Genomic DNA, 25,392 nt, shown 5'->3' with positions numbered 1-25,392 from the left:
ACCGTCAAAAAAACCGCTGACAACTTTTGCTGTTAGCGGTTTTTTTCTTTTTTAATGACTCTACGAATTACTTCAATACGGGGATGTCGATCCACAATGCTTGCGGAAAATGTGTCGCCAAATAAGCTTTTAAATAGGTCGCAGTATCTTTAGAAATGAGTTCATCTTGAGATTCATCATTTAGGTTATAGGCTAAAGCGTAAAGCTCTAAACCACGACTTTTCAGTGCTTCTAAACTTAAAATAGTATGGTTAATACTGCCCAAACGCCCCGAACTCACCAAAATTACAGGCAGTTGCTTGGTTGCAATATAGTCAATGCTAAGCAAATCTGTGGTTAAAGGCACCATCAAACCACCCGCACCTTCTAACAACACCACCTCATATTTTTCAGCCAGCTGCTGAGTAGCACGCTCGATTTTTGCAAAATCAATCTCACGACCATCAATTTTAGTCGCTAAATGTGGCGATGCAGGATAACTAAAAATTTCAGGCATGGTCAGCTTACTGTCATCTTCTGGAAACCAGCCCATACCCATAATTTTACGATGCTGTTCAATGTCTTCAGAAACATCAACATTGCCCGTTTGCACTAGCTTTTGGGTAATGGTTTTTTGGCCTTGTTCATTCCAAAGCTTGGCTAAGTAGCCCGTGGTATAGGTTTTCCCAATGCCTGTATCGATTCCACTGATAAAGTAAACTGATCCAGTCATGGCATTCTCCGTGCAATACAATAAATAGGGTGATAACTCAGGCGATAATGAATCTGTCCTGATGTATCGAGTTGTGAAAATTGTCGATAATCTTGATAAAAGCGTTCAAGCGAGTGCTTGGTCCAACGAAAGCTCGATGCAGTTGCCGTGACACCTGTGGCTTTTAAATGTTGCAGTACCTGTTTCGGTGTCGCAAAGTCTAAGTACTCAATTTGTTCAGACAAATGCAGAACTTCAAAGCCTTGGTTTTGCAATTTTTCCCGTAGTTGATCGAGGTTGACATAATCTAAACCTTGCCCCGTTAAAGTCTTAATCTCTTGTAAGTTCCGCTCGCCAAAGGTGGAAAAACAAAATAGACCTTGTGGAAGCAGACTGTCATTCGCTTTCTGAAAAACAGCATCAAGATTCGTCATCCACTGCAGTGCAGAGGTCGATACAATCAGTTCTAAATGAGCTGGAAAAACAAGCTGTTCAATATCGCCCAATAACCAGTCTATATTTGAATAACCCTGAAAGTGCTGCTGCACCTCAGCATATAAGTCATTCAGTAAATAGTGCTGAATTTGGAAATCGTTCAGCAGAAGATGGCTTAAATTGCCTGAACCACAACCAATTTCAAACACCCGCTCAAATTGCGTTTTAGCAGCATGACGTTGGATTAAATTAAAAAGCCGGCGTGCAATTTGTTTTTGCACAACCGCATGTTCACTGTAGCTTTGCCCTGCCTGAGCAAAGCGCAATGCGACTTGTGCTTTATCAATCTCTAAATTCTTCACGACTCACTCACAACAACTGAATCAACTGATCTAAATCAGTATGGCGAACTTGAGCGGTCAAGGAAATACGTAGTCTAGAACTATGCTGCGGCACAGTCGGTGGTCGTACAGGCATAATATAAAAACCTGCTTGTTGCAAAGCTTTCGCCTTCTCTACCGTTTTGCTCGAATCACCGATGATCACAGGGACAATTTGAGACGTTGATGGACAATCAAAACCTTTGGCCTGAACTGCTTGCTGTAAGGTCTGACTGATACTATGCAAATGCTGTCGTGCAGTCTTTAACCGCAAGACTTGTTGCAAGATAAAGTTGCTCCACGCCATGCATATCGGCGGTTGTGCCGTACTAAAAATCAATGGGCGCATAGTATTGATGAGATAGTCTCGAATCACAGGGTGACAAATCAGATAGCCACCGATTGAAGCCATAGCCTTACCCAAAGCACCAACCAAAAAGTCAATGTCATCAATCACTTGATATTGCTCGGCACAGCCCAAACCTTGCTCACCACGCACACCAATACCATGTGCTTCATCGACATAGAGCATGACTTTTTCAAACTGTTTTTTGATGCGAACCAATTCAGCCAAATCAGTTTCGTCACCATCCATACTAAAAATGGACTCCGTCACCACAATGATTCGCTCAAAAGTATCATCGGTATGATACTTCTGTAAAAGTTGAGTCAAATGTGCCAAGTCATTATGGCGATAACGTACCAGCTTCGCAGTCGATAAACGAATACCATCAATCATGCTGGCATGAATTAATTTATCAGCCAGAATTAGGGTTTTACTGTCCGCTAGCGCAGGTAAAATACCAATATTCATGTGATAGCCGCTGTTGAATACCAAAGCAGCACGACCATGAAAAGCCCGACTTAGGCTTGCTTCAAACTGTTCATATTCCGGAAAATTACCCGTCAATAAACGTGAAGAGGCTGAACTCATCCAGCGCTGTGTATTCGGTGTTTCATCGAAAAACTGTTCACGTAATTCGATATTTGCAGCCAATCCTAGATAGTCATTCGATGCCAAATTCAACATCTCATGATCATGGATTCGAATCATCCGCCCTTGCTGCACATTAGACGTAAACTGGCGCAAATTGCCTTGCTGTTTAAGTACATCCAGTTGTGCTGCAAAATGTTCTACATGCTTCATACAACAGGCTCCTGCATCTGCACCACCACTTCAACCAATTGCTCAAGTAAGGTCTTGAGTTCCTGTGAGGTAATCACATAAGGAGGCATCACATAAACCAGTTTTCCAAAGGGTCGCACCCAAATACCACGGCGGACAAACTCCTGTTGCAAGGTTTTCATATCCACATTAAACGTCAGCTCAACCACACCGATGGCACCCAATACACGAACTTCATGAACATATTCAAGTGACTGCAACGGGGTCAAAGCGGTATGAAGTTGTGTTTCAATGCGTTGAATATTGCTTTGCCAATCTTGTGAGATCAGGAGTTCTGTACTTTTCGCCGCCACCGCACACGCCAAGGGGTTGGCCATAAACGTTGGGCCGTGCATAAACACACCCGCTTCGCCTCGACTGATGATTTCAGCAATATGCTTTGTGGTTAAGGTTGCAGACAAGGTCATATAGCCGCCTGTTAAACCTTTACCCATACACATAATGTCTGGTTCGACCTGTGCATGCTCCCAAGCAAAAAGTTTCCCCGTACGCCCAAAACCCGTCGCAATTTCATCAAAAATCAGTAAAACGCTGTATTTTTCACAGAGCAATTTGGCCTGCCGTAAATACTCAGGATGATAAAAACGCATCCCTCCTGCACCCTGAACAATCGGCTCAATAATCAGCGCGGCGATACTTTCATGCTGTGTTGCTAAGGTGTTTTCAAGTTCACGGATATCATCCTGATTCCATGCTGCATCAAAGGCAACTTGCGGTGCAGGAACAAAAATACGATTGGGTAAACTTGAACCAAAAATTTGATGCATCCCTGTGACAGGATCACAGACCGACATCGCATTCCATGTATCACCGTGGTAGCCCGAACGCGGGGTGACAAAATTAGTTTTGTCTTGTTTCCCAAGCGAAGTCCAATACTGAACTGCCATTTTTAACGCCACTTCAACCGCAACAGAACCCGAGTCTGCATAGAAAATTTTATCTAAACTTGGTGGGGTGATTTGCAACAGTAATTTGCCCAGTTGAATGGCAGGATCATGGCTAAAACCACCAAACATAATATGCGACATGTTTTGCAGCTGATCTGTCACGGCCTGATTCAGTTCAGGGTGGTTATAGCCGTGTATGGTGCACCACCACGAAGACATCCCATCAATCAGCTGACGACCATCATCTAACTCAATGGTTGAACCAAAGGCTTTTTTAACTTTAAACGTGGGGAGCGGATTGGTCATCGAGGTATAAGGATGCCAAATATGTTCCCGATCAAATGCTAAGTCATCCAACTCACCATCCAATTTGGCATTGATCTCAGTCATCCTTAACTCCATATCGACTACAGTTACAGCAAAATTTCAATTTGATTGATCTTAAACCTGCGCGCATCAAAAAGAAATTGCGATATTCGCCACTCAGCGAATTGTTTAATCCATTTTTTGTAAATATTGGCAGATTTTGTCAGTTACTTCATCGGCATGAAAAACTGGAAGTCCATGTGAACCACTTAAAAGCACCGCATCTAAAAAATTTGCACCCAAAGCTTTTAAATTATCCAAGACTTTGTAGCTAACTAAAAAATCTTGTTTAGCCAGCAGGTGGAGTTGATGCCCCGTATAATTGTGTAAGATCTCAACCGTATTTAAATGCTCTAAACAATTGAGTCCCTGTTTTAACAGATCTAAAGACTGAGGCTGAATCAAACTTTGCAACTGCAAAAAATCTTGCTTGGTGGTTGCCGTCCCTTGGCATACCATAAATCCAAATTTCTTTAAGGTTGCAATCGCATCTGCTTCGAAGGATTGTTTAAAGCTTTTAAATGTCGCTGGACTCATCGCGGTTGGCCAGTTTTCATGCGCCACAAAGCACGGATTTGAAGCCAGAGTAATTAATACTTTTTGCTGTTGATACTGCTGTTCAACAGCATCGATCAATAAAGTCGCCAGTTGCCCCCCCAAAGACCAACCGATAATGATATCAAAATCTTTGGCTTGTTCAGCATGTTGCTGCAACGCCTGTGTATCCAATCCATTAAAAATATTGATCAGCTCAACCGAATGGCCTTTATGCTGCAAAGCATGAGACAAAGGTTGCAGTAACTTGGTCCCACCACCCCAGCCCGTGATGAGTAAAATACGTTGATTCAATGCAGACTCTAAAACTGTAAATTTCAAACAGTATAAAACCTCAGACTCCGTTGCAAAGCAAGCCCTTTGAATGAACAGTAAATTTAAATAAATAATTCAGATTTAGACACCAGAATCTCAGCACTTTAGTGCCTTAAAATTTGCTAAGATCAATGAAATACATTTCTGGACAGCCTACACAATGAAAATAATGCAAATGGCAACGATTAGCTTAATTTCGCTAGGTAGTTTCTGTGCCATCAGTAGCGCCACTTATGCAGCACCAGCTTTTTCAAGCGCTTCATCAGACCAAAAACAATGGGTAGGCAAGCCCGCACCGAGTTTTAAGTTACAAGATCAAAATGCCAAATGGCATGAGCTCAAACAATATCAAGGCAAATGGGTGGTGTTATATTTTTATCCGAAGGATGACTCGCCGGGCTGCACCCAAGAAGCCAATCAGTTTAAAGCACTCTACCCACAATTTAGCAAAAATAATGCGGTGGTCTTAGGCGTGAGTTTGGACGATGTACAGTCGCATCAAAAATTTTCTAAAAAGTTGGGACTGAATTTCCCTATTTTGGCTGATAACAATCATCAACTGGCAAATCAACTCGGCATCGTGCGGAACTTGGGCATCGCGAAAATTGCGAAACGTGAAACCTTTCTGATTGACCCACAAGGTACGGTGGTCTATCACTACAGCAGTGTGAATACCCAAACCCATGCAGGACAAGTATTAGCAGATATTCAAAAGTTCTCTAAAAAATAACCCATACAAAAAAGCCTTCGGACATTGATTCGAAGGCTTTTTGATTACTCAGTATGTAAATACACATGCCACCTTTACATAAAACTGGTAGCTGGCATCTCTTACATTTGAGACTGAATGTAGTTTTGCAGACCAATCAATTCAATTAAACGTAATTGTTTTTCTAACCAATAAGTATGGTCTTCTTCGGTATCTGACATTTGCTGACGTAACATATCACGGGTAATGTAATCACCCTTTTCTTCACACAATTTTACGCCTTGCGCTAATTTTTCACGTACATGATATTCAAGCTTTAAATCGGCTTTTAAGCATGAAACCACATCTTCACCAATTTCAACGTCATCACGTTGCATATTTGGTGTGCCTTCCAAAAACAAAACACGGCGAATAATCGCATCTGCATGTTGTGCTTCTTCTTGCATTTCATGATCAATACGTTCAAAGATTTTGCTCAAACCCCAATCTTCATACATACGTGAATGAATGAGATATTGATCGCGTGCAGCCAATTCTCCACCGATCAACATATTTAAGTAGTCTACGACTTCAGGATTGCCACGCATTTTCAAAATCTCCATTCTCTAATGCAACTATTATGGACACATTTAATTCACTTTGCAAAAGATAAATTATGTAAGTTTATGATTTTTATAAAATTAAAATGAGAAACATACGCATTTGCAGTATGAGTCATCAAAATAATAGTTATAAAAGAAGCCTTTGCAAAACTTTATCCTTTTTGCAAAGGCTTTTTAGGCTTGAACCGCCCTGTGCTTCATTTTGTAACCATTAAAAATGCTTCTTATTTCAACCTTGGAACGGTGCACAATCTTTCATTTTTTCTGAGCAACGGACCAAAGAGACCCCACTTCTGCGGACTGGACTCGGGCCTGAGCTTGGCGATAAAAACAGAAAAATAACCCAGCAAAAATAATAGCAAAGACGTCAACCCACCATAAAGAGGAAGAAGATGACCATAATCCAATCTCAGGTAAGAGCAATGCGATAGCAGAAGTCAAAGGCATGAGCAGTAAAACAATCACAATCGACAGCAATAACGTTGGTAATGCCCGTGCTCCACCCAGTACGAAGCTCAGCATTAAGCTGAAAATAAAAATCGCATAATAGATATACATAAACCATGCGTTGATGCTGTGTAGTTCAGGACTGAGTACATAGGCCCAGCGCCCGATCAACATACTCATAACAATGCCAAAGACCGCTCCCAAACATGCGCCTATGGTTAAGTTTGCGATGAATTGCACATCCTTACGCTGTGCAGGTGGTGCTAAATTTGGATTTTTTTGTCGCTTTACACGCGATTCAATCCATAGAATATTGCCTGAGTAAAATAAAAATGCTCCGCCCAGCCCCAAGGCCAAATACAACCACCGGGTAAAATCTCCGCCATAGTTACCAAAGTGCAAACTGAACATCGATCGAATCAATTGATCTAGACCAGAACTTTGGGTATTTAAATTGTCTGTACTATAGGGTGCAGGCTGGTAAGGATTGAAAAACATCACGTCGAAGTTATCTCCACGTAACATCTGATCTGGACTATATAAACTGACGCGTGCCGATGCCTTGGCGGGTTGGTCTAGATTGTTAAAGCTTACAGACGAGACCTCATAGCCCTGTGCTTGTTGCTGTACCTGTAAGAGTATTTTTTCAACATCCAGTTGAGGAACTGGATCTACAATCTGCACCGCAGCGGGACGTTCAAACAGTGGTTTACCTTTGGTGACCAACTGCCCCAAGCCATCATAAAAGAGATCATGAAATGCAAAAACAATTACCGTCACACTAATCAAAATATGAAACGGTAAACTGGTAATGCCAATCACATTATGCGCATCGAGCCAAAAGCGTTTTTTGTTCTTACCTTGCCGTATCGCAAAATAGTCTTTGACCAACGTCGGCAAGAGGATGATCAAACCTGTCATTAGCGCTAAAAAGTATAAGACGGATACCACACCCATCACATAAACACCGAGTGTATGGTGCCCAAGCATCCCTGGAATGCCTGCCGTTTCGTGCAGTTGTTCAATCAACCAACCCAGTTTAGATAAGTTTTCTTGTTCAACCTGTAAAGTGCCATCTGGTTTCAGTGTCGCCAACATCGCGCTTTGATCGGTATCAAAGGCATGATCATCATGTGCTTGACTTTGCGCAGGTTGCCACTGAATCGGGGCATAATGAAACTCTTTGGAGTTTAAATTGATCTGGAAACTTTTTTGCGCTTCAGGATACTGCTGCTGTACCTGTGACACCAAATCGTTGTACTGATGGAGTTCAACCGTATTTAGACTTTGTTGCGGCGGCGTTGCCCACTTACTCAAATCATGCTGAAACATACTCAGCCCACCTGCAAAAAAGCAAATGAACAAGAGAATGCCTGCACAAATCCCCACCCATGTATGTAACTCTTTGGCCAGTCGGAGAATATCTGTACGTACCTTCATGCCCTATTCTCCTCTGAGCCAAAATATGAGTGTGTAAGCCACAACATTGAAAAACAGATAAATCACAATGGACTGCCATCCGCGTGGAATAAAATAGGCCACGAAAAAGAGTGGTAGCCAAATCCAAGGAATCGACCACATACCTAACTGTGGAGCAAGACTACGATACTCAGATTGCAGTCCCCACATTGTGATTAATGCAGCTAAAGCGAAAGCTAGGCTGAGTCCAAGAACTGCTCCTGCAAAGCTTTTCGTCCACCAGTCAGGTTGTATCTTTTGATCACGTAGTAACCTCATGCGTCAAAGCCCCATGTAATAAAGGAAGAAATGGTAGTGCTGACCACAACACCAATGGCATCAGTAACCACATCAACACCGCCACCAGTTTTGGTAATACCGCCAGTAAAAGAGTCAATGCCAAAACAAAACCAATCCACCCGACCCAACGATACTTTTTCGCCACAGTCTGTTTAAGAACCGTTTGGTTAGGATGGGTCAAATACAGCAGCACACAACCACCACAGCACAGGAGTAAACCGAGAAATTTCATCATTGCGTTCAACTTAAATGAGGCAGCATTCAGACATAAAAAAGCCCACTGCATCGCAATGGGCTGTTCAGTAAAATTAGAAATCGAAAGTGACGCCAAGTTTATAGGTACGTGCACCACCAACCGTTGCATAGTAAGAATTGAACACACCTTCCCAATATTTTTTATTTGTCACGTTATCTACATTGGCTAAGAAAGTCGTGTTTACACCACCCAGTTTTGTTTTATAGCGCGCACCAACATCGAGAATAGTATAGTCAGGAAGTTTATAGGTATTCAAACTATCTAAATATTGTTCACTAACATAGTTAGCCCGAGCATTAACATTTAAACCATCTATCACAGGTACGGCATAATCCAAGCCTAATGAGGCAGTAAAGTCGGGCACACCATAAATCGTATTGCCTGAAATATCAGTGGTGCTTGTAGAACCTTTTGTATATTCAGCATCAATATAAGCCATGCTTCCCAGTAGACTTAAGTCCTCAGTCACATTCCCTGAGAAGGACCATTCAATACCACGTGATCGACTTTCCCCACCATCTTCAGTGATCTGTGTATTACCATTAACCGCTGTCGCCAAAGCTGTTGTGATCAGAGTCGGTTTTTCAATTTGATAAAGTGCCAAGCTATTTAACCAAGAACCAGCTTGATACTTTGTCCCCACTTCATATTGCTTCGTTTCGTAAGGCTTAAATAGTTTTCCTTCATTCACATCCGCGGTAGAAGTTACTGAGTCTGCTTTTGATAAACCTTCAACATAACTTGCATAAAAAGATAAATTTTCTCCAAACGGTTTGATTACGATGCCTAAACTTGGTGAAAGCTTATTTTCATCGTATTTCACATCTGTAGTGAGACTTTCCAACTGCATATCTTGATAACGAGCACCCAAAATCAACTGAAATTTGTCATCCAACATTGAAATTTGATCCGTCAAGGTATAACTCATGAATTTATCATCTTCATAAGGTACAACTGTTGGATAGGTCGTTGGCATTGTCCCGTTCGAGTTAGGATTATAAAGATTCGTTGTAAATGATGAACTGGTCGCACGAGAGTGTTGATCGTATTCGCGATGCACATAATCTGCACGTAACCCAAGGGTATGTTTAATGGCGCCTGTATTGAATTTAGTTTCAATACCCGTATTACCACTTAGGTTATTTTCTTTAGATGCGACTCGATAGTACTGCGAAGTTGCATCACCTGCACTGTTCTGCAAGATCATACGCGTACCAAAAATATGACCCGAATAACCTTTTTCAACATAACCTACACCTGCAAAAACTTTGGTATCAGGGGTGAATTTATATTCTCCATTTAAGCCCGCATAACGGCTATAGGTTTCCCCATGAATTTGATCAAAGTAATTACTATCCCCCTTTGGTGCAGCAACTACGCCTGTTTTTTGCATAGAGACCATTGCAGGTGAACCATTATCACGGTTTTCACGAATGGCATAAGCATCAAAGTTTAGTTTTAATTTATCGGTCGTATAGTCCGCTGCAATCGAACCCAGTGCTAAACGGTCATCCATACCTTCAATAAGATGCTCACCGTCTCCATATGTGCCGTTTACACGAACTCCAAATTGGTTTTGGTCACCAAAACGACGAGAAACATCTACATTGGTTTTATAATAACTCTCATCTTCTAATGACGTCGAAATACGTGTTAGATCTTGATCGGCACGTTTAGAATTCGCAATCACTACTCCGCCAACGCTTCCTGCTGGTGCCATACCTGCAACCAAAGCATTCGGTCCTTTCAATACTGTTACCGATTCTAGTAAATCTGTTGGTATACGTCCCATAGGAGCTACAGCGTATAACCCGTTGTAAGCCATATCGTCATAGCCGACACTAAAACCACGAATTTGGAAGTTTTCGTTTAAATGACCTTGATTGGTCGTCGCACGAATACTGGCATCATTTTCTAAAACTTCCCCCACTGTAGATGCTTGTTGATCACGAATCAGTTGCTCTGTATAAGTAGAAACCGTAAATGGCGTATCAATCGTTGACTTATTCCCTAAAGCACCCAAGTCAGCTGCCTTCGCCAATTTACCATCGGCATAGCCTTGTTGTGATTGCGCTTCTGATTTTAAGGCAGGTAAAACTGAAACCTCCTCTGCAAAAGCAAGCTGTAAACAGCCTCCACCCATCATCAAAAGCCCAACAGAGCTTGCAAGAATTTTCTTAGAGAAGGATTTCATTTTAAACAACGCTTATTTTTAATGAGAATCATTATTATATGTAAAATAATTATCATTATTTATTGTATTTTATCATTTGACTTATCTATATGATCTAAAATACAAATTTAAGATTACTGCTAAAAAATACGTTTTACTCGCTCAATTTCAATACAGTTTGGTGCAGTATTATAAAATGACGCATAAGTCAGACACCTGTTCACCCCATAGGCAAAGACTTTCATGGCATTCACGTTTACACTAAGCCAATACTTAAAACAACAATGGGTAATCTATGACAAACTTAGCAACACAAGCACCGGTACTGGTTACAGGTGCATCGGGTTATATTGCCAGTTGGGTGATTCAAAAATTATTAACCCAAGGGTATACCGTTCATGCCACTGTACGTGACTTGAACAAAACCCAAAGCTTCGCGCATTTATCTAAAATTGCAGACAGCAGTGCTGGAACACTGAAACTCTTTAAAGCCAATTTGCTCGAGCCCAATTCCTTTAAAGAAGCGATGCAAGGCTGTGAAATTGTCTTTCATATGGCCTCTCCTTTCGTCGTTACTAACTATAAGGATGCGGTGAAAGACATCATTGAACCTGCTGTTTTGGGTACAGAAAATGTCTTAAACACCGTAAATGAAACCGAGTCCGTTAAACGCGTCATTGTCACTTCGAGTATTGCGTCGACCTATGGCGATGCCATTGATATTTTAAAAACAGACCATAATTCTTTCGATGAAAGTCACTGGAACACCAGCAGTTCTGAGACCCATCAGCCGTATCCATATTCTAAAGTGATGGCTGAGCGTAAAGCTTGGGAAATGGCTGAGGCACAAGATCGTTGGCAGTTGGTATGCATTAACCCTGCGTTGGTCTTTGGTCGTTCATTGACACCAAATACACAGTCAGGCTCAATTGAGGTCTTACAACAGTTTACCAATGGTTTGACTTTAGCGGGTGTCCCACCTATGTGGAATGGTGTGGTCGATGTTCAAGATGTTGCTGAAGCGCACTTACAAGCAGCATTCAACCCAGAAGCAACAGGTCGTTACATTGTAAGTGGTGGAACTTTAAGTCTGCTTGAAATCGGTCAATTGCTTAAAGCACATTTTGGTTGGAAGTTTCCATTTCCACGAAATGAACTTCCCAAAGCAGCTTTTAAGGTGATTGGCCCATTCATTGGTTTTAGCCGCGAGTTTGTTGAATTGAATATGGGTTATCCGATTTATTTTGATGCGAACAAGAGCCAAAAAGAATTGGGTTTAGAGTATCGAGATGTCAAAGAAAGCTTGGTTGAGCACTTTCAACAATTGCTCGATGACGGTGTCATTAAGCAATATATTCCTTAAAAATAAATAAAAAGCATAGTACTAGTCAATTTCATAACTGACGAGCATTATGCTTTTTCTAAATTTATGAAGGTATGGGATACACGAAATGTCATCAGCAACTGTTCGAGACAACACTACATTAGAAAAAAATTGTTTCTGCGACAATTTTATTCATTGATGGCAATGAACGAGTTTTGCTGATGACTAATGCCTTTGGTTACTTTGGGCTAATCCAAAGTAACATACGAACTTCAAGCATTTGATGCGAATACGTAAGACTCCGCTGTGAACCCCTCATCATTAAAAGTCGTTTTAGTCGTGCTTTAACTGAACGCAATTATCTGAACAGTATCTTTTTGATCCAAATCAAAAATCTAAGCCTCTAACTGGCCATAATCTTTCATCAGTTGAATAAACTCAGCTTCATTAATCACAGCAATCCCAAGCTTCTCTGCTTTATCCAGCTTTGAACCTGCTTTTTCACCTGCAACAACACACTTGGTCTTACTCGACACACTACCACTGACACGTGCGCCCAGTGCTTGTAGGAGCTGTGTTGCTTCATCACGCCCCATCGTACTGAGTGTACCCGTCACGACCCAACTTTCTCCATTTAGAGGCTGGCGACTTGGTGCCACAGGCGCGTCCCAGTGAATACCTGCCGCCAATAATCGGTCTAAAACTTCAAGATTATGCGGCGCTTGGAAAAAGTCGACAATCCACTCCGCCGTGATATCCCCTACATCTGGGGTTTTCTTTAAAGCTTCAATGTCTGCGACACGTAGCGCATCTAAAGTTTGGAAAGTATTGGCCAACATACGTGCTGTGGTTTCACCCACCCCACGAATCCCCAGTGCATAAATAAATGCAGCCAAAGTGGTTTTCTTGCTATTTTCAATCGAATCAATCAAGTTCTGAACGGACTTCTCACCCATTTTTTCAATGGTTAATAGCTTTTCTCGGTGCTCGTGTAGGTGATAAATATCAGCCACATCTTTAAGCAGATCAAGATGTAACAGTGATTCGACCCAACGATCTCCCAAACCTTCAATATCAAGAGCTTTACGTGACACGAAGTGGCGAATTGCCTCAATACGCTGTGCGGCACAATACAAACCACCTGAGCAACGTGCTAAAGCTTCACCTTCGGGCATCACCACTGGCGATTCACACACGGGACATTGGCTCGGGAGTTCAACTTCAATGGCATCGACAGGACGGAACTCAGGCCATACTTTTTCCACTTTGGGAATCACATCACCACTACGGTAAACACTGACAGTATCGCCAATTCGCACATCTAGGCGGTGGATTTCTCCAATATTATGCAAGGTCACATTTGAAACGGTCACGCCGCCGACAGCGACAGGATTCAACCGCGCTACAGGGGTCAATGTACCTGTACGTCCCACTTGCCAGTCAATATTTTCAACCGTGGTGAGCGCAGCCACCGCAGGGAATTTATAAGCCGTTGCCCAACGCGGTTCTCGGCTTAAAAAGCCGAGCTGTTGCTGTTGTTTGAGGCTGTTGACCTTAATCACCATGCCGTCAATTTCCACACTCAATTGTGGTCGTTCCGCATTGATTTGCTCATAAACAGCTTGGACTTCTTGAATACTATCGCAGACAAAATGACGCTCACCAACTGCAAAACCAAACTGTTGCAACCACTCTAGACTTTCCGACATGGTGCTTTGACCATGATTTGGTTCACACTGCGCAATACCATAAGCATAAAATGCAAGTGGACGCGAAGCCGCAATATTCGGGTCTAACTGACGTAGACTGCCAGCCGCGGCATTACGTGGGTTGGCAAAAGTCTTCTCACCTTTGGCTTCATTTTCTGCATTGAGCTTTTCAAATCCTGCTTTAGGCATCAAAACTTCGCCACGAACTTCCAGTAGCGTAGGTACTTCGCCCTGATTTGTGGTCAACACCTTCGGCAAGTTACGAATGGTTTTGACGTTTTGGGTAATGTCTTCCCCTGTCTCACCATCACCACGCGTCACTCCACGAACCAGCACACCCTGTTCATACCACAGTGAAATCGCAAGACCATCAAACTTCAGTTCGACATCATATTGAATCGTTTGATTCGGCAAACGTTCTTCTGCACGGCGTGCAAAGGCAAAAAGTTCTTCTTGATTAAACACATTGCCTAAAGACAGCATCGGTACCACATGGGTCACGCTCGTAAACTTCGCCAAAGGTTTAGCACCGACTTTATTGATCGGGCTATCTGGCTGAATACACTCAGGGTATTGTTCTTCTAAAGCTTTCAACTGATGAAAAAGCTGATCATATTCACTGTCTAAAATAGTCGGCTGATCCATCACATAATAAGCATGATTATGCTGTGCCAAAATTTGGATCAGTTGACGCATTTGCGCAACGACAGTCGAAGTTTGAGTCATAATTTCACCATAAAAAAGGGCGGTCTTTGTTCCGCCCTAAAAATTGTATTTCTACTGTCTATTATAGAAATCGTTACCACTGCTTTCAATCAGATTAAGCGTCGATTGCTTGTCCAGCACGGTAATCAATCGCCAAATGGCGCCAATGCTCTCGCAGTTGTGGCGTGAACTCTTGGTTGTTTTGGTCATAAACCGTTCCATCGATTTCACGAGCAATCAAACGTGAAATACTGTCCATGGTGTCGAAGGCATTTTGCACGTCACGGTGTGGTAAGGCCAAGAAAAATGCCAAGCCTTTAATTGGATCGGTCGACAGATTTTCCAAGTCAAAACCATCCATGCCTGTATCAGTAATTTGCAACACAGAGAACAGCAATTTGGTTCCATCTTCGTTATAACGATGGAAACAAGACATTTCGCCAAAACGTAAACCATACTTCATTAAAACTTTTAAGGTTTTCTCACCAGACAACGCGCGACGTTCAGGATAAACATTCAGGGCAATAAACGACTCTGCTGTGGCTAAGGCACTTTCATCATCGACAATTTTTTGCTCATACAAATGTGCATCTAAAATGCTGCTTTCATCGTCAAACTCTGAAATTTCGGCTTTTTCGACATTGGCATTTAAACTAAATTCAGCTTTATCCGCTTTTGCTTGGTCATCGACAAGCGAGGAGCTTGCGCTTTCAGTCGTTAATTCCGTTGCATCTGCTACTGCATTTTCAGGAGCGACTGAGTCTACTGCTTTATTTTCTACCTCAGCTGATGCATCCAAACTTGGTTCAGTACTGCTGCTTTCGAGCACACTGTCTGCATCCAAAGCTTTCGGTTCGGCTTTTTCAGGCAGTGTCTCTTCTACAGAGCTTTCGTTTAAAGTCGGCTCTTTACGTTCAGCCTCTTCAACTGATGCCGTTTGCAGTTGGTCACGTACGTGACGCGGGATAATCGGTTTTTGACTGTCAGCATCGATATGCAATGCGGACTCAAGTGAAGGCGCTGCATCTGCCGGCTTTCGAAAAATCATTCGAACCCCAAACAGCATAATGATCACTGCTATGACGATACCAATAATTGTTGTGTATTCCATCTTATTAGGCCTCCGCGACTAAACCGTATTCTTTTGCCTGTTCTAAATTTACAGTCACTAACTTTGATGTTCCCGGTTCAGGCATCGTAACACCTAACAAGTCGGTCGCCATCGTCATTGCGAGTTTATTATGGGTAATGTAAATGAATTGCACCTGTTCAGAAAGCTCTTTTACAAGATTACAAAATCTTCCCACGTTCGCATCATCCAAAGGCGCATCAACTTCATCCAAAACACAAAATGGCGATGGATTGAGACGGAAAATTGCAAACACCAAGGCCAATGCGGTCAGGGCTTTTTCTCCCCCTGAAAGTAGCGCCAAAGAGCTATTGCGTTTGCCTGGCGGACGGGCCATGAGTTTAACCCCAGACTGCCAGTCATCTTCTAAAGTCAGACTCGCTTCACCGCCATTGAAAACTTTCGGGAACAGATCTTGTAGTTCGGTATTGACCCGATCAAAAGTGCTCATGAACAATTTACGGGTTTCTTGGTCAATACTTTTCATTGCAGCACGCAACTGCTCAACGGTATTTTCCAAATCTTGAATTTGATGGCTCAACTCTTCAAAACGTTTAGACACGTCTTCATATTCTTCTGAAGCCGCCAAATTCACTGCACCCAATTTCTCAAACTGCTGCTGCGCTTTTTCCAAAATCTGTTGATGGCTGCTGATCTCAATGTTCAAACCCTCAATAGCTTCAACATTCATCTCTTTCAGCTGTTCAGAATAATGTTGTAAGTCTGACTTTGCAGCTTGCCACGCTAACCGTTTTTCTTCTAACTGAGTTCTCAGCTTTTCATCTTGTTGCTGATGCTGATGACGTTGTTCGGTTAAACTCTGCTGACGCTCTTGTACCGCATTCAGCTCAACTTGCCATTCAGACCATGTTTTTTGTAGCTTTTCAGTGATCTGTGCTTGTTCACTAAACTGGCTTTCTAAGGCGGGTAACTCAAGTTGTACAGGGTCAATAAACTTTTTGGCCTGCTCCATTTGTGACAATATTTGCTGATACTGTGCTTTTAAGAAAGTACTGTCTTTTTCTAACAGTTCAATCTGCTGTGTAGTTTGTACCGCCTGACGACGTACCATTTCAAGCGCTTGCCAAACCTGCTGTGCCTGCTGCTGGCTGTCATCCAGTTGCTCAGTCAAAGACTCCACTTGGAACTGCATGGTTTTGTAGTTAGGCAAGTTTTGTTCTAGCTTAATAGTCAATGCATGCAGATCAATCTCCAAATCATCTTTTTGCATGGCATCTTCTTCGAGTTGACTGTCTAACTGTACCAGTTGATTGGCCAATTGTTGTTTTTGCACTTCAAAGGCTTGGTTGGTACTTTGTACTTTGGCGATATTCAAGTCAATCTGCTGGGTTGCCTGAACTTCTTTTTTCAATAGCTGTTGATCCGCTTTTAACTGCTCATCTACTGCTTGAACTTGAGTACGAAGTTCTGTGGTTTTCGTTTCAAGCTGAGTCAGAAGTCCTGTTTTTTCAGCAAGACTCTGTTCAATTTCATCTAAACGAATTCGATGACTGAGCGCCCCCTGTCCAGCTTGGCTCGCTTCGTCATAATCCAGACCAATCACCCAGTCCACGCCAACATGATAACCGTCTAAACTTAGAAGAGACTGACCATCTTTCAATTGCTTTTGCAAAGCGAGGGCTTGTTTTAAGTTGGTGGTCACTCCCACCTGTTGCCACAAAGAGGATTGTGGCGATTCAATCCAACTGGCTAGGCTATCGCAACCTGCAATTTCGATCAGCTCAACATGCGGCTGAGGCGTTAACTGACGTGCAACGGCATCGGTGAATGCATCGCTGTTGTCCAAACAATGCGCTGAAAGCCATTTGGCTAAGAATTTTTCGACCAGCGCGGCATGGGTTTTAGCCGCATCTTTAAGCTGCAGCACATGCATCAACTGTGGATGATCACTATTTTTTAAGGCACTGACTTTGACCAGAAGCTGTTTGAGGTGCTTCTGTTCGGCACTCAAAACCTGTATATCTGCTTTATGTTCATTCAGCTCAGTTTGAGCAGCTTGGTGTTGGATACGCAAATCATCCAGCTGCAACTGTACCTCAATGATACTTTGCTCACGTTGTAACTGCTGTGCCTCGGCGTTTTGCTTGGCATGTAACAGTTGATCAATCGCATCCAACTGGCTTTGGTTTTGAATTTGCGCCGCTTGCTGCTCTAAAATCTGCTTTTGCTGTTCAAAGCGTAAAATATTTTTGGCCAACTGTTCACTTTGCGCCAACATTTGCGTTTTTTGTTGCTGCTGTTTTTCAACCAAACTTTTGACTTGTTCAAACTGTTGAAGCAGCTGTTGCTGCTGTGCTTTTAAATCCGTTAAACCTTGGCTTTGCTGTTGGTTTTGACTTTCTTGCTGTTGTAACTGTTCGGTATGAAGCTCATTTTGTTCGTGCAAACTTTCCAGTTGCAGCTCGATCAGTTGCATACGTTCTTTAGTTTGCGCCTTCTGCTGTTCAAGCTGTGCCAAAGTGGTGGTGTTTTGCTGGAACAGTGTCTGCTTTTGTTCCAAAGTCATTTTCAGCTCAGCCAGCTTTTTCTCGGCCTGTTGCCACTCACTCTGTAGTGGCGTGGACTGCTGAATCAGGCGTTGAAATAGCTCACTGGTTGACGTCAAATCATGCTCTAAAGTGGTTAACTCTGAACGCACCAGTTTGAACTGCTCACCCAAATCATTCATGTGCAGCGTATATTCTTGCTGTAAACGGCTGCTTTGTTCACACTGAAAAGATAAAACTTCGACTTTAATGGTGCGAATTTGGCTTTCCAGTGTTTTGTATTGAATCGCGGTTTCAGCCTGACGTTTTAAAGTTTTTAGCTGTGATCTTAACTCGGAGGCAATATCTTCTAAACGCGATAAATTTTGCGTGGTGTGATCCAAATGCAATAAAGTTTCGCGGCGACGTGCTTGATAACGAGAAACCCCTGCGGCTTCCTCAATAAAAACTCGCATTTCTTCAGGTTTTGCATCGACCAAACGGTTGATCATGCCCTGTTCAATAATCGAATAAGAACGTGGCCCTAAACCTGTGCCCAAAAATATATCGGTAATATCCCGACGACGGCATTTGGTGCCATTTAAAAAGTATTCAGACTTGCCATCTCGGTTGACCTGACGTTTAACCGCCAGTTCGGTATAGGCATTATAGCTACCACCCAACTTGCCATAAGTGTTGTCAAAACGCAGTTCTACACTCGCGACACTCACGGGTTTGCGCTTTGCCGTACCGGTAAAAATGACATCCTGCATACTACCACCACGCAGTTGACGAGCACTGGATTCGCCCATGACCCAACGAATAGCATCGATCACATTGGATTTACCACAACCGTTCGGCCCAACCACTGCTGTGCGGTTATCTTTAAAGTGTAACGTGGTGCTGTCGGCAAAAGATTTGAAGCCGGAAAGTTTTAAACTGCTTAAACGCATAATGTCCTGACTAACGTCGTGAGCGTCTCGCCCACGCAAGTTCAATTTGTTTCATTCGGGTCAGAGATTCCAACACCAAGTTACGTAAGTGTCGACAAAAATCTTCCATAAATAAAGTAGCTTGTTGTGATTTTCTGATTAAAACCGCATCAGTCACCAGTTTAAATAAATCATAAGATTCTTGTAACTCTCTACGCGAAGTATTTAAGGTTAAAAAATAGCTCCGACGTATCGAGGGTAACAGTTCTTGGTAAAACTTCATCAAATAAGCATTGCCCACCATTTCATGCTGGCGCGCCAATCCTTCAAAAATCAAATCATAAAATTTTTCGATACTACCCTGTTTCAGTTGATTCCCCAACTCATCCAATAACAGCTGTAAACGTTCCGCTTCATAGCTACGCCATGTTTCCGCTATGCGTTGCACAATTTGCCCCAACAGTAGACTGCTGGTGTCAAACAAGGCGCGCACTTGCTGAGCGGACATTTCAGAAACGATGGCGCCGCGGCGCGGGTAGATTTCAATCAGATGTGTACGTTCAAGCAGTAACAAGGCCTCACGCACCGAGCCGCGACTCACATCCAGTTCAGCGGCAATACGTAATTCTTGTATGCGCTCACCTTCGACCAACTCACCGCGAATGATTTGTTCACTGATGTGCTTGGCAATTTGTTCGGACAAACTCTCTGTATCATGTGCTTGCATACTGTTCCTAACTTGTTTTTATAAGATGCAATCCATGGTCTTTAGTGACCTATTTTTAGGTTTTACCCGATCTTAAACGCTAAACACTATGTCATTGTCTAACAATTTTACCGTCTATAATGCCAATCAACAGCAACGCACACAACATTGTCAAAGAAATTAAGAACTAAAACCTTGATAAATAAAATATAAACCAACTACCACCAACAAACCAGCAAAACACTTTTTCAACATCGCAGGCGATAAAAGATGCGCCACTTTTGCCCCAAACTTGGCAGTGATAAAACTCATGACCGCAATCCCGAAAAATGCATAGACATGAATATAACCAATGGTATTCGGTACATTCACTTCAGCCCGATGCCCGAACCACATAAAACCTAAAGCTCCAGCCACTGCAATTGGTAAGCCACAAGCCGCAGACGTCGCCACCGCTTTTTGCATAACCACACCATGACGGTTTAAGTACGGCACCGTCAAACTTCCCCCACCAATGCCAAAGATCGCAGAAGCCACACCAATGCCTGCACCGACAAATAACTGTTTGCCTGTAGAGGGTAACTGACGCGAAGGATCGACCTCAACATGTGCGCCACTAAACATTTTGTACGCCACCCATACCGCAAAAAAACCGATCAGCAGTTGTAAGCCATGTCCCGACATATAGTCTGCAATGCCCGCACCTAAAAAAGCACCCATGACTAAACCTGGAGCCAAATTGCGAAACACAGACCATAACACTGCCCCGCGTTTATGATGCGCACTCACTGAACTCATTGACGTGACAATAATCGTAGCCAGTGATGTGCCAACCGCCATATGCATAATGACACTCGGGTCATAGTTCAGATGAGTAAACACCACATATAAAATCGGGATGATAATGAGTCCACCACCGACCCCAAATAGCCCCGCAGCAAAACCAGCGATTGCACCAATCAGTAAATATATGATTAACTCCATGATCATTTTTCACTTTTCTCAGATTCATATGGATTTAGAGACACGCCAATTACAACAGCTTCTCGCTGAAGCACAGCAACTTCCTGAAGTTTTATTGCTTAAGCCAGTTACCACATCCACCAATGACGATGTGCGTGAAATTGCGCAAAAAGGGATTCAGAGCGTTTTGGTCTGCAGTACACGACAAACTCAAGGTCGTGGACAGCGTCAACGACAATGGGTTTCTCCTGAAGGAAACATCTATTTAAGCACATTGCTACAGACCAAAACACCTATAGATGGGCGCTTGGCTTTAGAAATTGCGTTAAATATCTTGCAAATGCCGAGTTTGCAAGGCCTTGCTCTGCAAGTGAAATGGCCGAATGACCTTTATAGTGCTCAAGGTAAATGGGGCGGGATTTTAGTTGAACCACTGTCAAGCCACCAAGCGATTATTGGGGTGGGCATCAACATCAACCAAGTCGAAGATACCCAGCTTGATCAAGCCACCAGCTCACTTGAACAGCTGGGTTTAGCCCAAGCAGAGCGAATTCGCTTAATGGCGGAACTATATCTGGCAATTCAACAAGCAGGCCTATGGTTCACCCATAACAGTGCAAATCTGGCTTCTCGTTTCAATCATTACGCAGCCTTTATGCAGCAACCCGTTGAATTTGAACATATGAAGGGTCTGTCTCAAGGCCTATTCTTAGGCATTCAAGATGATGGTGCGGTACAAATTCAGACCGCCAATGGTGTTGAAAATTTTTATCAAGGCCGTTTACGCCCAGTGACCCCTGTTTAAATGATTGAGCATCATCATGAAAAATTTATGGTTAGATATTGGTAATACCCGCCTAAAATATTGGATTACGCAGGAAGATCAAATTTTAGAGCAAGGGGCTGAGTTACATTTACAGTCCCCTGCCGATTTGCTTTTAGGTCTAATTCAGCATTTTAAAAACTTAAACATCCAACAGATTGGTGTTTCTTCGGTTCAGGACAAAAAAAATAATGACCGAATCCGTAGACTTTTAAAAAGTTTAAATGTGCCGATCACCTTTGCTCAAGTGCAGGCCAACTATGCAGGCCTGCAGTGTGGTTACGAACAGCCTGAACAACTCGGAATTGACCGTTGGCTGCAAGTGTTGGCCGTCGCACGTAATCCAGAGCAGAACTATTGTGTGATTAGCTGTGGTACGGCGCTGACCATCGACTTGGCAGATGGTTTACAGCATTTGGGCGGCTATATTTTACCAAATCTCTACTTACAAAGAGACTCGCTGATCCAAAACACCAAAGGCATTAAAATTCCAGATGCGGCTTTTGATGAACTTGGGCCCGGTCGTAATACCATCGACGCAGTGCATCATGGGATTTTGCTCGGTTTGGTCAGTACCATTGAAAAAGTCTTGCAACAGTCTCCACGCCAACTGATTTTAACTGGCGGTGATGCGCCTGTATTTGCACGCTATTTGGCAGAGTATGCACCACGTATTGAAAATGATTTATTACTTAAAGGGCTACAATATTATATTCAGCATCAACCCTGAGCCACCGCCTGTTGTTGTAAAAGGGGTTTTAAGGTATTGAGCAGTAGCTCAAATTCAGCATAGCCATTTTCCCGCATAAAATTTCCTGCACGTTTCACTTCCAATACCTCTGCACTCAAAAAGTGTCCAAAGGTAAGCGCCAAAGGCGGTGGAACATAAGGGTCATTATTGGAAAACATCACCACACGTGAAGCGATGTGAGAGTGGAGTATACCGCTGTCCAGCTTCGCTTGCGCAATAAAACCACTTAACTCAGGTAAGCTTTTTAAAGCCGCTTTAAAGCCCGCAATACAGAAGATCGCTTTGATTCGACGTTCACGCAGTTTACTACTGAGATAATGTAAAGTCGCCAGACACCCCAAATTATGCGCAATAATGATGGTATTTTCATCCAAAGTGGTCATTTGCAGGGCCAAAGCCTGTTGCCATTCTTCGAAATGTGGTGCATCACTATGCGGAAGCACTAAGCGTTTTACTTCAGCATGCAGATCCATCTGACTGAGTTTTTGACTTAGCCACGGAAACCAATGGTCATTGGGCGATGCTTGATAGCCATGCACAATATAGATATGTTGTTTTGATCCATTCATTTTCAACTTCTTATTATAATGTTTGAAAAGAATAAATTTTACGCAACTTTCAAGCCATAAACAGTGCGTTTTTGTTATTAAGCGACGGTATTGAAAACGCACACAATAATTTCCATGACTTACAAAACAACAAAAAAAAGGCGCTCAACGCGCCTTTTTCTGAAATGGTAAGAAGCAGATTACTTCTTATCGTTCCCACCAAATAATGGTCCCATTCCGCCGCCACCACCAAACTGTTTTTGCATACCGCTTAATGATTTCATCATTTTTGCCATACCCGATGGATTGGCAAATTTCTTCATCATTTTCGCCATTTGCGCATGTTGTTTAATCAATTTATTGACTTCAACAACATCCATACCACAGCCTGCTGCAATGCGCTTTTTACGGCTTGGGTTCATCAGGTCCGGATTACGACGCTCTTTGATGGTCATCGATTGGATAATCGCTTCCATCTTTTTCACTTGCTTTTCAGGGTTCGCTTGCGCCAACGCATCTTGAATCCCTGCATTGCTCATGCCAGGCAACTTATCCAAGAAGCCCATCATGCCTCCCATTTTATTCATTTGCTCAAACTGCATTAGCATATCTTCAAAGTTGAAGCTGCCGCCTTTTTGCAGTTTTTTCGCCATTTTTTCGGCTTTTTCTTTGTCGACTTTACGTTCAAGCTCTTCGACCAAAGAAAGTACGTCACCCATACCCAAGATACGCTGTGCAACACGTTCAGGATGGAATGGCTCTAAGGCATCGAGCTTTTCACCCATGCCTAAGAATTTGATTGGCTTACCTGTGATTGCACGTACTGAAAGCGCCGCACCACCGCGCGCATCACCATCAGTTTTGGTCAGAATCACACCTGTTAATGGCAGTGCATCATTGAAGGCTTTGGCTGTATTTGCCGCATCCTGACCGGTCATTGCATCGACCACGAACAAAGTTTCAGTTGGCTTAATCGCCGCGTGAAGTTCTTTGATCTCGTCCATCATTTCATCGTCTACGTGTAGACGACCTGCTGTATCGACAATCAAGACATCCGCAAACTGAATTTTGGCTTGTTCAATTGCACGCGTTGCAATGGTAATCGGTTTTTCATCAGCACTCGATTCAAAGAAAATCGCGCCTACTTCACCTGCAACGGTTTGTAGCTGTTTAATTGCTGCTGGACGGTAAACATCGGCAGATACCATCGCTACTTTTTTCTTTTGGCGTTCTTGTAAGAAGCGAGCAAGTTTTGCAGCCGTTGTTGTTTTACCTGCACCTTGTAAGCCTGCAAGTAGAACCACAACAGGAGGTTTTGCTGCAAGATCAAGGCTTTCATTTGCCTCGCCCATCATTTTTGTTAATTCGTCATGCACGATTTTAACAAATGCTTGGCCCGGCGATAATTGAGTCATGACTTCTTGACCCAACGCCTCTTCCTTAACTTTCGCGATAAATTCACGAGTTACAGGAAGTGCAACATCGGCTTCAAGAAGTGCCATACGTACTTCACGTAGGGTATCTTTAATATTGTCTTCGGTTAGCTGCCCAGAGCCAGTAACATTTCTTAAACTCTGCGTGAGTCGTTCCGTTAAGGTATCAAACATTGCAAAATCCGCTTAAAATTGCTAGTTGCAAAAAAATCTTTCTTAAAATAGAAAATTTATGCATAGAATGCTATAGGATACTGTAGTTCGCACCGAATTTATATAAATGAATATTCATCATCCTGAAAAAGGTTTGACATGATTAGCCTGCCCTTGGTTTACACCATCTTAGCATTAGTCGCTTATACCACCTCTTTTTGGTATTTGTTTCTCAAATTAATGGCTAAACGTGATCCAAACCATTGGTTTATTGGCATTATTTTAGGCCTAGGCTTATTGCTACATGCCACTGTTTTGTACCATGACATGCTCACACCGATGGGAGTGAATTATGACGTTTTTGTCTTAATGTCATTTACATCGGGGCTCATGCTATTACTTAGTCTACTCTATAGCACTTATCGTCCAATTCTAGCTTTGAACCTGATTGGCATTCCTGTGGCCGCGACAGGACTCATTTTAGGTTTTGCCTTTAGTCAGTCCACTCAATTTATTGAACAGCGCTCATTGGGTTTAGATATTCATATTATTTTATCGCTGTCGGCCTATGCAGTGCTACTCATGGCGACCATACAAGCCGTGATTTTATGGTTCCAAGATCGAGAGTTAAAGAACAAACAAAAAAAACGCTTTTGGGTCAACTTACTGCCCTCTTTTCAAGCGATGGAATCTTTACTGTTTGACTTGATTAAAACGGGTTTTCTTTTACTGACTGTAGCATTGGTGTTTGGTTTCTTTACCATCGATAACTTTTTTGCCCAACATCTGGCACATAAAACCGCTTTTAGTATTATTTCTTGGTTTGTGTATGGGGCTTTGCTCATCGGACATTACCGTTTTGGTTGGCGCGGTCAAAAAGCGATTCGTTTTACCTTAATTGGATTCTTCTTGTTGGCTGTCGGTTTTATCGGATCTAAGTTTGTATTGGAAATGATTTTAGGTCGATAAA

22 protein-coding genes are annotated in these 25,392 nt (G+C 42.6%); 5 read left to right on the top strand and 17 right to left on the bottom strand.

Going from position 1 to position 25,392, the window contains the following annotated elements; genetic code table 11:
- Positions 1-67: 67 nt before the first annotated feature.
- The 5 genes from bioD to AC5EUN_RS02805 form a co-directional block, all read right to left on the bottom strand.
- Positions 68-712 (bottom strand): dethiobiotin synthase, encoded by a 645-nt coding sequence (gene bioD / locus AC5EUN_RS02825; protein ID WP_010327386.1) that lies wholly within the window; start codon positions 710-712, stop codon positions 68-70.
- Positions 709-1,488, bottom strand: coding sequence for a malonyl-ACP O-methyltransferase BioC (gene bioC, locus AC5EUN_RS02820; protein ID WP_010327387.1), 780 nt, complete (start codon positions 1,486-1,488; stop codon positions 709-711). The genes bioD and bioC overlap by 4 nt, the downstream gene beginning before the upstream one ends.
- A 7-nt stretch (positions 1,489-1,495) precedes the next feature.
- Positions 1,496-2,653, bottom strand: coding sequence for an 8-amino-7-oxononanoate synthase (locus AC5EUN_RS02815; RefSeq protein ID WP_010327388.1), 1,158 nt, complete (start codon positions 2,651-2,653; stop codon positions 1,496-1,498).
- Positions 2,650-3,969, bottom strand: a complete 1,320-nt coding sequence (gene bioA, locus AC5EUN_RS02810) for an adenosylmethionine--8-amino-7-oxononanoate transaminase (RefSeq protein ID WP_010327389.1) — start codon at positions 3,967-3,969, stop codon at positions 2,650-2,652. Before bioA ends, AC5EUN_RS02815 begins: the two co-directional genes overlap by 4 nt.
- A 105-nt stretch (positions 3,970-4,074) precedes the next feature.
- Positions 4,075-4,821, bottom strand: coding sequence for an alpha/beta hydrolase family protein (locus tag AC5EUN_RS02805; protein WP_010327390.1), 747 nt, complete (start codon positions 4,819-4,821; stop codon positions 4,075-4,077).
- Positions 4,822-4,975: 154 nt separating this feature from the next.
- Here AC5EUN_RS02805 and AC5EUN_RS02800 point away from each other — a divergent pair, with 154 nt between their 5' ends.
- On the top strand, positions 4,976-5,545 hold the full coding sequence (locus AC5EUN_RS02800; RefSeq protein WP_029575099.1) for a peroxiredoxin: 570 nt from the start codon (positions 4,976-4,978) through the stop codon (positions 5,543-5,545).
- 101 nt (positions 5,546-5,646) lie between these two features.
- On the opposite strand, the gene ftn is transcribed toward AC5EUN_RS02800, so the two are convergent.
- The 5 genes from ftn to AC5EUN_RS02775 form a co-directional block, all read right to left on the bottom strand.
- Positions 5,647-6,111 (bottom strand): heteropolymeric bacterioferritin subunit Ftn, encoded by a 465-nt coding sequence (gene ftn, locus AC5EUN_RS02795; protein WP_004695301.1) that lies wholly within the window; start codon positions 6,109-6,111, stop codon positions 5,647-5,649.
- 270 nt (positions 6,112-6,381) lie between these two features.
- Positions 6,382-8,013 (bottom strand): PepSY-associated TM helix domain-containing protein, encoded by a 1,632-nt coding sequence (locus AC5EUN_RS02790; protein WP_010327392.1) that lies wholly within the window; start codon positions 8,011-8,013, stop codon positions 6,382-6,384.
- Positions 8,014-8,016: 3 nt separating this feature from the next.
- Positions 8,017-8,310 (bottom strand): hypothetical protein, encoded by a 294-nt coding sequence (locus AC5EUN_RS02785; protein ID WP_058870177.1) that lies wholly within the window; start codon positions 8,308-8,310, stop codon positions 8,017-8,019.
- Positions 8,294-8,566: a hypothetical protein gene (locus AC5EUN_RS02780; protein ID WP_155115400.1), complete on the bottom strand. Its 273-nt coding sequence runs from the start codon at positions 8,564-8,566 to the stop codon at positions 8,294-8,296. Before AC5EUN_RS02780 ends, AC5EUN_RS02785 begins: the two co-directional genes overlap by 17 nt.
- Positions 8,567-8,639: 73 nt before the next feature.
- A complete protein-coding gene (locus AC5EUN_RS02775; protein WP_010327395.1) occupies positions 8,640-10,781 on the bottom strand; it encodes a TonB-dependent receptor in 2,142 nt (713 codons plus the stop codon).
- 274 nt (positions 10,782-11,055) lie between these two features.
- On the opposite strand from AC5EUN_RS02775, the gene AC5EUN_RS02770 reads away from it, so the two are divergent.
- On the top strand, positions 11,056-12,123 hold the full coding sequence (locus AC5EUN_RS02770) for an SDR family oxidoreductase (protein WP_010327396.1): 1,068 nt from the start codon (positions 11,056-11,058) through the stop codon (positions 12,121-12,123).
- Positions 12,124-12,479: 356 nt separating this feature from the next.
- Here AC5EUN_RS02770 and ligA read toward each other — a convergent pair whose 3' ends face one another.
- The 5 genes from ligA to AC5EUN_RS02745 all read right to left on the bottom strand — a co-directional run bounded on the left by ligA (position 12,480) and on the right by AC5EUN_RS02745 (position 20,735).
- Positions 12,480-14,519, bottom strand: coding sequence for an NAD-dependent DNA ligase LigA (gene ligA, locus AC5EUN_RS02765; RefSeq protein WP_010327397.1), 2,040 nt, complete (start codon positions 14,517-14,519; stop codon positions 12,480-12,482).
- A gap of 94 nt (positions 14,520-14,613) precedes the next feature.
- Positions 14,614-15,609 carry a cell division protein ZipA C-terminal FtsZ-binding domain-containing protein gene (locus AC5EUN_RS02760; protein ID WP_010327398.1) on the bottom strand — a complete coding sequence of 332 codons (996 nt, stop codon included), beginning with the start codon at positions 15,607-15,609 and terminating at the stop codon, positions 14,614-14,616.
- 4 nt (positions 15,610-15,613) lie between these two features.
- The gene (gene smc, locus AC5EUN_RS02755) at positions 15,614-19,066 is read right to left on the bottom strand and encodes a chromosome segregation protein SMC (RefSeq protein WP_493352487.1); all 3,453 of its coding nucleotides are present in this window, start codon (positions 19,064-19,066) and stop codon (positions 15,614-15,616) included.
- Positions 19,067-19,076: 10 nt separating this feature from the next.
- A complete protein-coding gene (locus AC5EUN_RS02750) occupies positions 19,077-19,772 on the bottom strand; it encodes a GntR family transcriptional regulator (RefSeq protein ID WP_004983028.1) in 696 nt (231 codons plus the stop codon).
- Positions 19,773-19,931: 159 nt separating this feature from the next.
- Positions 19,932-20,735, bottom strand: coding sequence for a sulfite exporter TauE/SafE family protein (locus AC5EUN_RS02745; protein ID WP_010327400.1), 804 nt, complete (start codon positions 20,733-20,735; stop codon positions 19,932-19,934).
- Between the two features lie 28 nt (positions 20,736-20,763).
- Between AC5EUN_RS02745 and AC5EUN_RS02740 the strand changes: the two genes are divergently transcribed.
- Together AC5EUN_RS02740 and AC5EUN_RS02735 are read left to right on the top strand one after the other, a co-directional pair.
- On the top strand, positions 20,764-21,519 hold the full coding sequence (locus AC5EUN_RS02740) for a biotin--[acetyl-CoA-carboxylase] ligase (protein ID WP_010327401.1): 756 nt from the start codon (positions 20,764-20,766) through the stop codon (positions 21,517-21,519).
- 16 nt (positions 21,520-21,535) lie between these two features.
- Positions 21,536-22,267, top strand: a complete 732-nt coding sequence (locus AC5EUN_RS02735) for a type III pantothenate kinase (RefSeq protein ID WP_010327402.1) — start codon at positions 21,536-21,538, stop codon at positions 22,265-22,267.
- Here the strand turns inward: AC5EUN_RS02735 and AC5EUN_RS02730 are convergent.
- Positions 22,258-22,857: an RBBP9/YdeN family alpha/beta hydrolase gene (locus tag AC5EUN_RS02730; protein ID WP_010327403.1), complete on the bottom strand. Its 600-nt coding sequence runs from the start codon at positions 22,855-22,857 to the stop codon at positions 22,258-22,260. The two genes, AC5EUN_RS02735 and AC5EUN_RS02730, sit on opposite strands and share 10 nt — an antisense overlap.
- 179 nt (positions 22,858-23,036) lie before the next feature.
- Positions 23,037-24,443: a signal recognition particle protein gene (gene ffh, locus AC5EUN_RS02725; RefSeq protein ID WP_010327404.1), complete on the bottom strand. Its 1,407-nt coding sequence runs from the start codon at positions 24,441-24,443 to the stop codon at positions 23,037-23,039.
- A gap of 138 nt (positions 24,444-24,581) precedes the next feature.
- On the opposite strand from ffh, the gene AC5EUN_RS02720 reads away from it, so the two are divergent.
- A complete protein-coding gene (locus AC5EUN_RS02720) occupies positions 24,582-25,391 on the top strand; it encodes a cytochrome C assembly family protein (protein WP_010327405.1) in 810 nt (269 codons plus the stop codon).
- The last annotated feature ends 1 nt before the right edge of the window (position 25,392 follow it).

The sequence above is a fragment of the Acinetobacter sp. CAU_H_S170_2 genome, assembly GCF_058890445.1.
Note: the sequence above shows the minus strand (reverse complement) of the source record. Positions and strands in the feature narration are given on the sequence as shown.

Bases quoted from the DNA above. Each gene is read 5' to 3' on its own strand.
- AC5EUN_RS02735 (WP_010327402.1), top strand. From the start codon at position 21,536: ATGAAAAATTTATGGTTAGATATTGGTAATACCCGCCTAAAATATTGG.
- AC5EUN_RS02760 (WP_010327398.1), bottom strand. From the start codon at position 15,609: ATGGAATACACAACAATTATTGGTATCGTCATAGCAGTGATCATTATG.
- AC5EUN_RS02800 (WP_029575099.1), top strand. From the start codon at position 4,976: ATGAAAATAATGCAAATGGCAACGATTAGCTTAATTTCGCTAGGTAGT.
- AC5EUN_RS02740 (WP_010327401.1), top strand. From the start codon at position 20,764: ATGGATTTAGAGACACGCCAATTACAACAGCTTCTCGCTGAAGCACAG.
- AC5EUN_RS02785 (WP_058870177.1), bottom strand. From the start codon at position 8,310: ATGAGGTTACTACGTGATCAAAAGATACAACCTGACTGGTGGACGAAA.
- ligA (WP_010327397.1), bottom strand. From the start codon at position 14,519: ATGACTCAAACTTCGACTGTCGTTGCGCAAATGCGTCAACTGATCCAA.
- AC5EUN_RS02745 (WP_010327400.1), bottom strand. From the start codon at position 20,735: ATGGAGTTAATCATATATTTACTGATTGGTGCAATCGCTGGTTTTGCT.
- bioA (WP_010327389.1), bottom strand. From the start codon at position 3,969: ATGACTGAGATCAATGCCAAATTGGATGGTGAGTTGGATGACTTAGCA.
- AC5EUN_RS02730 (WP_010327403.1), bottom strand. From the start codon at position 22,857: ATGAATGGATCAAAACAACATATCTATATTGTGCATGGCTATCAAGCA.
- AC5EUN_RS02780 (WP_155115400.1), bottom strand. From the start codon at position 8,566: ATGATGAAATTTCTCGGTTTACTCCTGTGCTGTGGTGGTTGTGTGCTG.
- smc (WP_493352487.1), bottom strand. From the start codon at position 19,066: ATGCGTTTAAGCAGTTTAAAACTTTCCGGCTTCAAATCTTTTGCCGAC.
- AC5EUN_RS02720 (WP_010327405.1), top strand. From the start codon at position 24,582: ATGATTAGCCTGCCCTTGGTTTACACCATCTTAGCATTAGTCGCTTAT.
- ftn (WP_004695301.1), bottom strand. From the start codon at position 6,111: ATGCGTGGCAATCCTGAAGTCGTAGACTACTTAAATATGTTGATCGGT.
- AC5EUN_RS02775 (WP_010327395.1), bottom strand. From the start codon at position 10,781: ATGAAATCCTTCTCTAAGAAAATTCTTGCAAGCTCTGTTGGGCTTTTG.
- AC5EUN_RS02790 (WP_010327392.1), bottom strand. From the start codon at position 8,013: ATGAAGGTACGTACAGATATTCTCCGACTGGCCAAAGAGTTACATACA.
- ffh (WP_010327404.1), bottom strand. From the start codon at position 24,443: ATGTTTGATACCTTAACGGAACGACTCACGCAGAGTTTAAGAAATGTT.
- AC5EUN_RS02770 (WP_010327396.1), top strand. From the start codon at position 11,056: ATGACAAACTTAGCAACACAAGCACCGGTACTGGTTACAGGTGCATCG.
- AC5EUN_RS02750 (WP_004983028.1), bottom strand. From the start codon at position 19,772: ATGCAAGCACATGATACAGAGAGTTTGTCCGAACAAATTGCCAAGCAC.
- AC5EUN_RS02815 (WP_010327388.1), bottom strand. From the start codon at position 2,653: ATGAAGCATGTAGAACATTTTGCAGCACAACTGGATGTACTTAAACAG.
- bioD (WP_010327386.1), bottom strand. From the start codon at position 712: ATGACTGGATCAGTTTACTTTATCAGTGGAATCGATACAGGCATTGGG.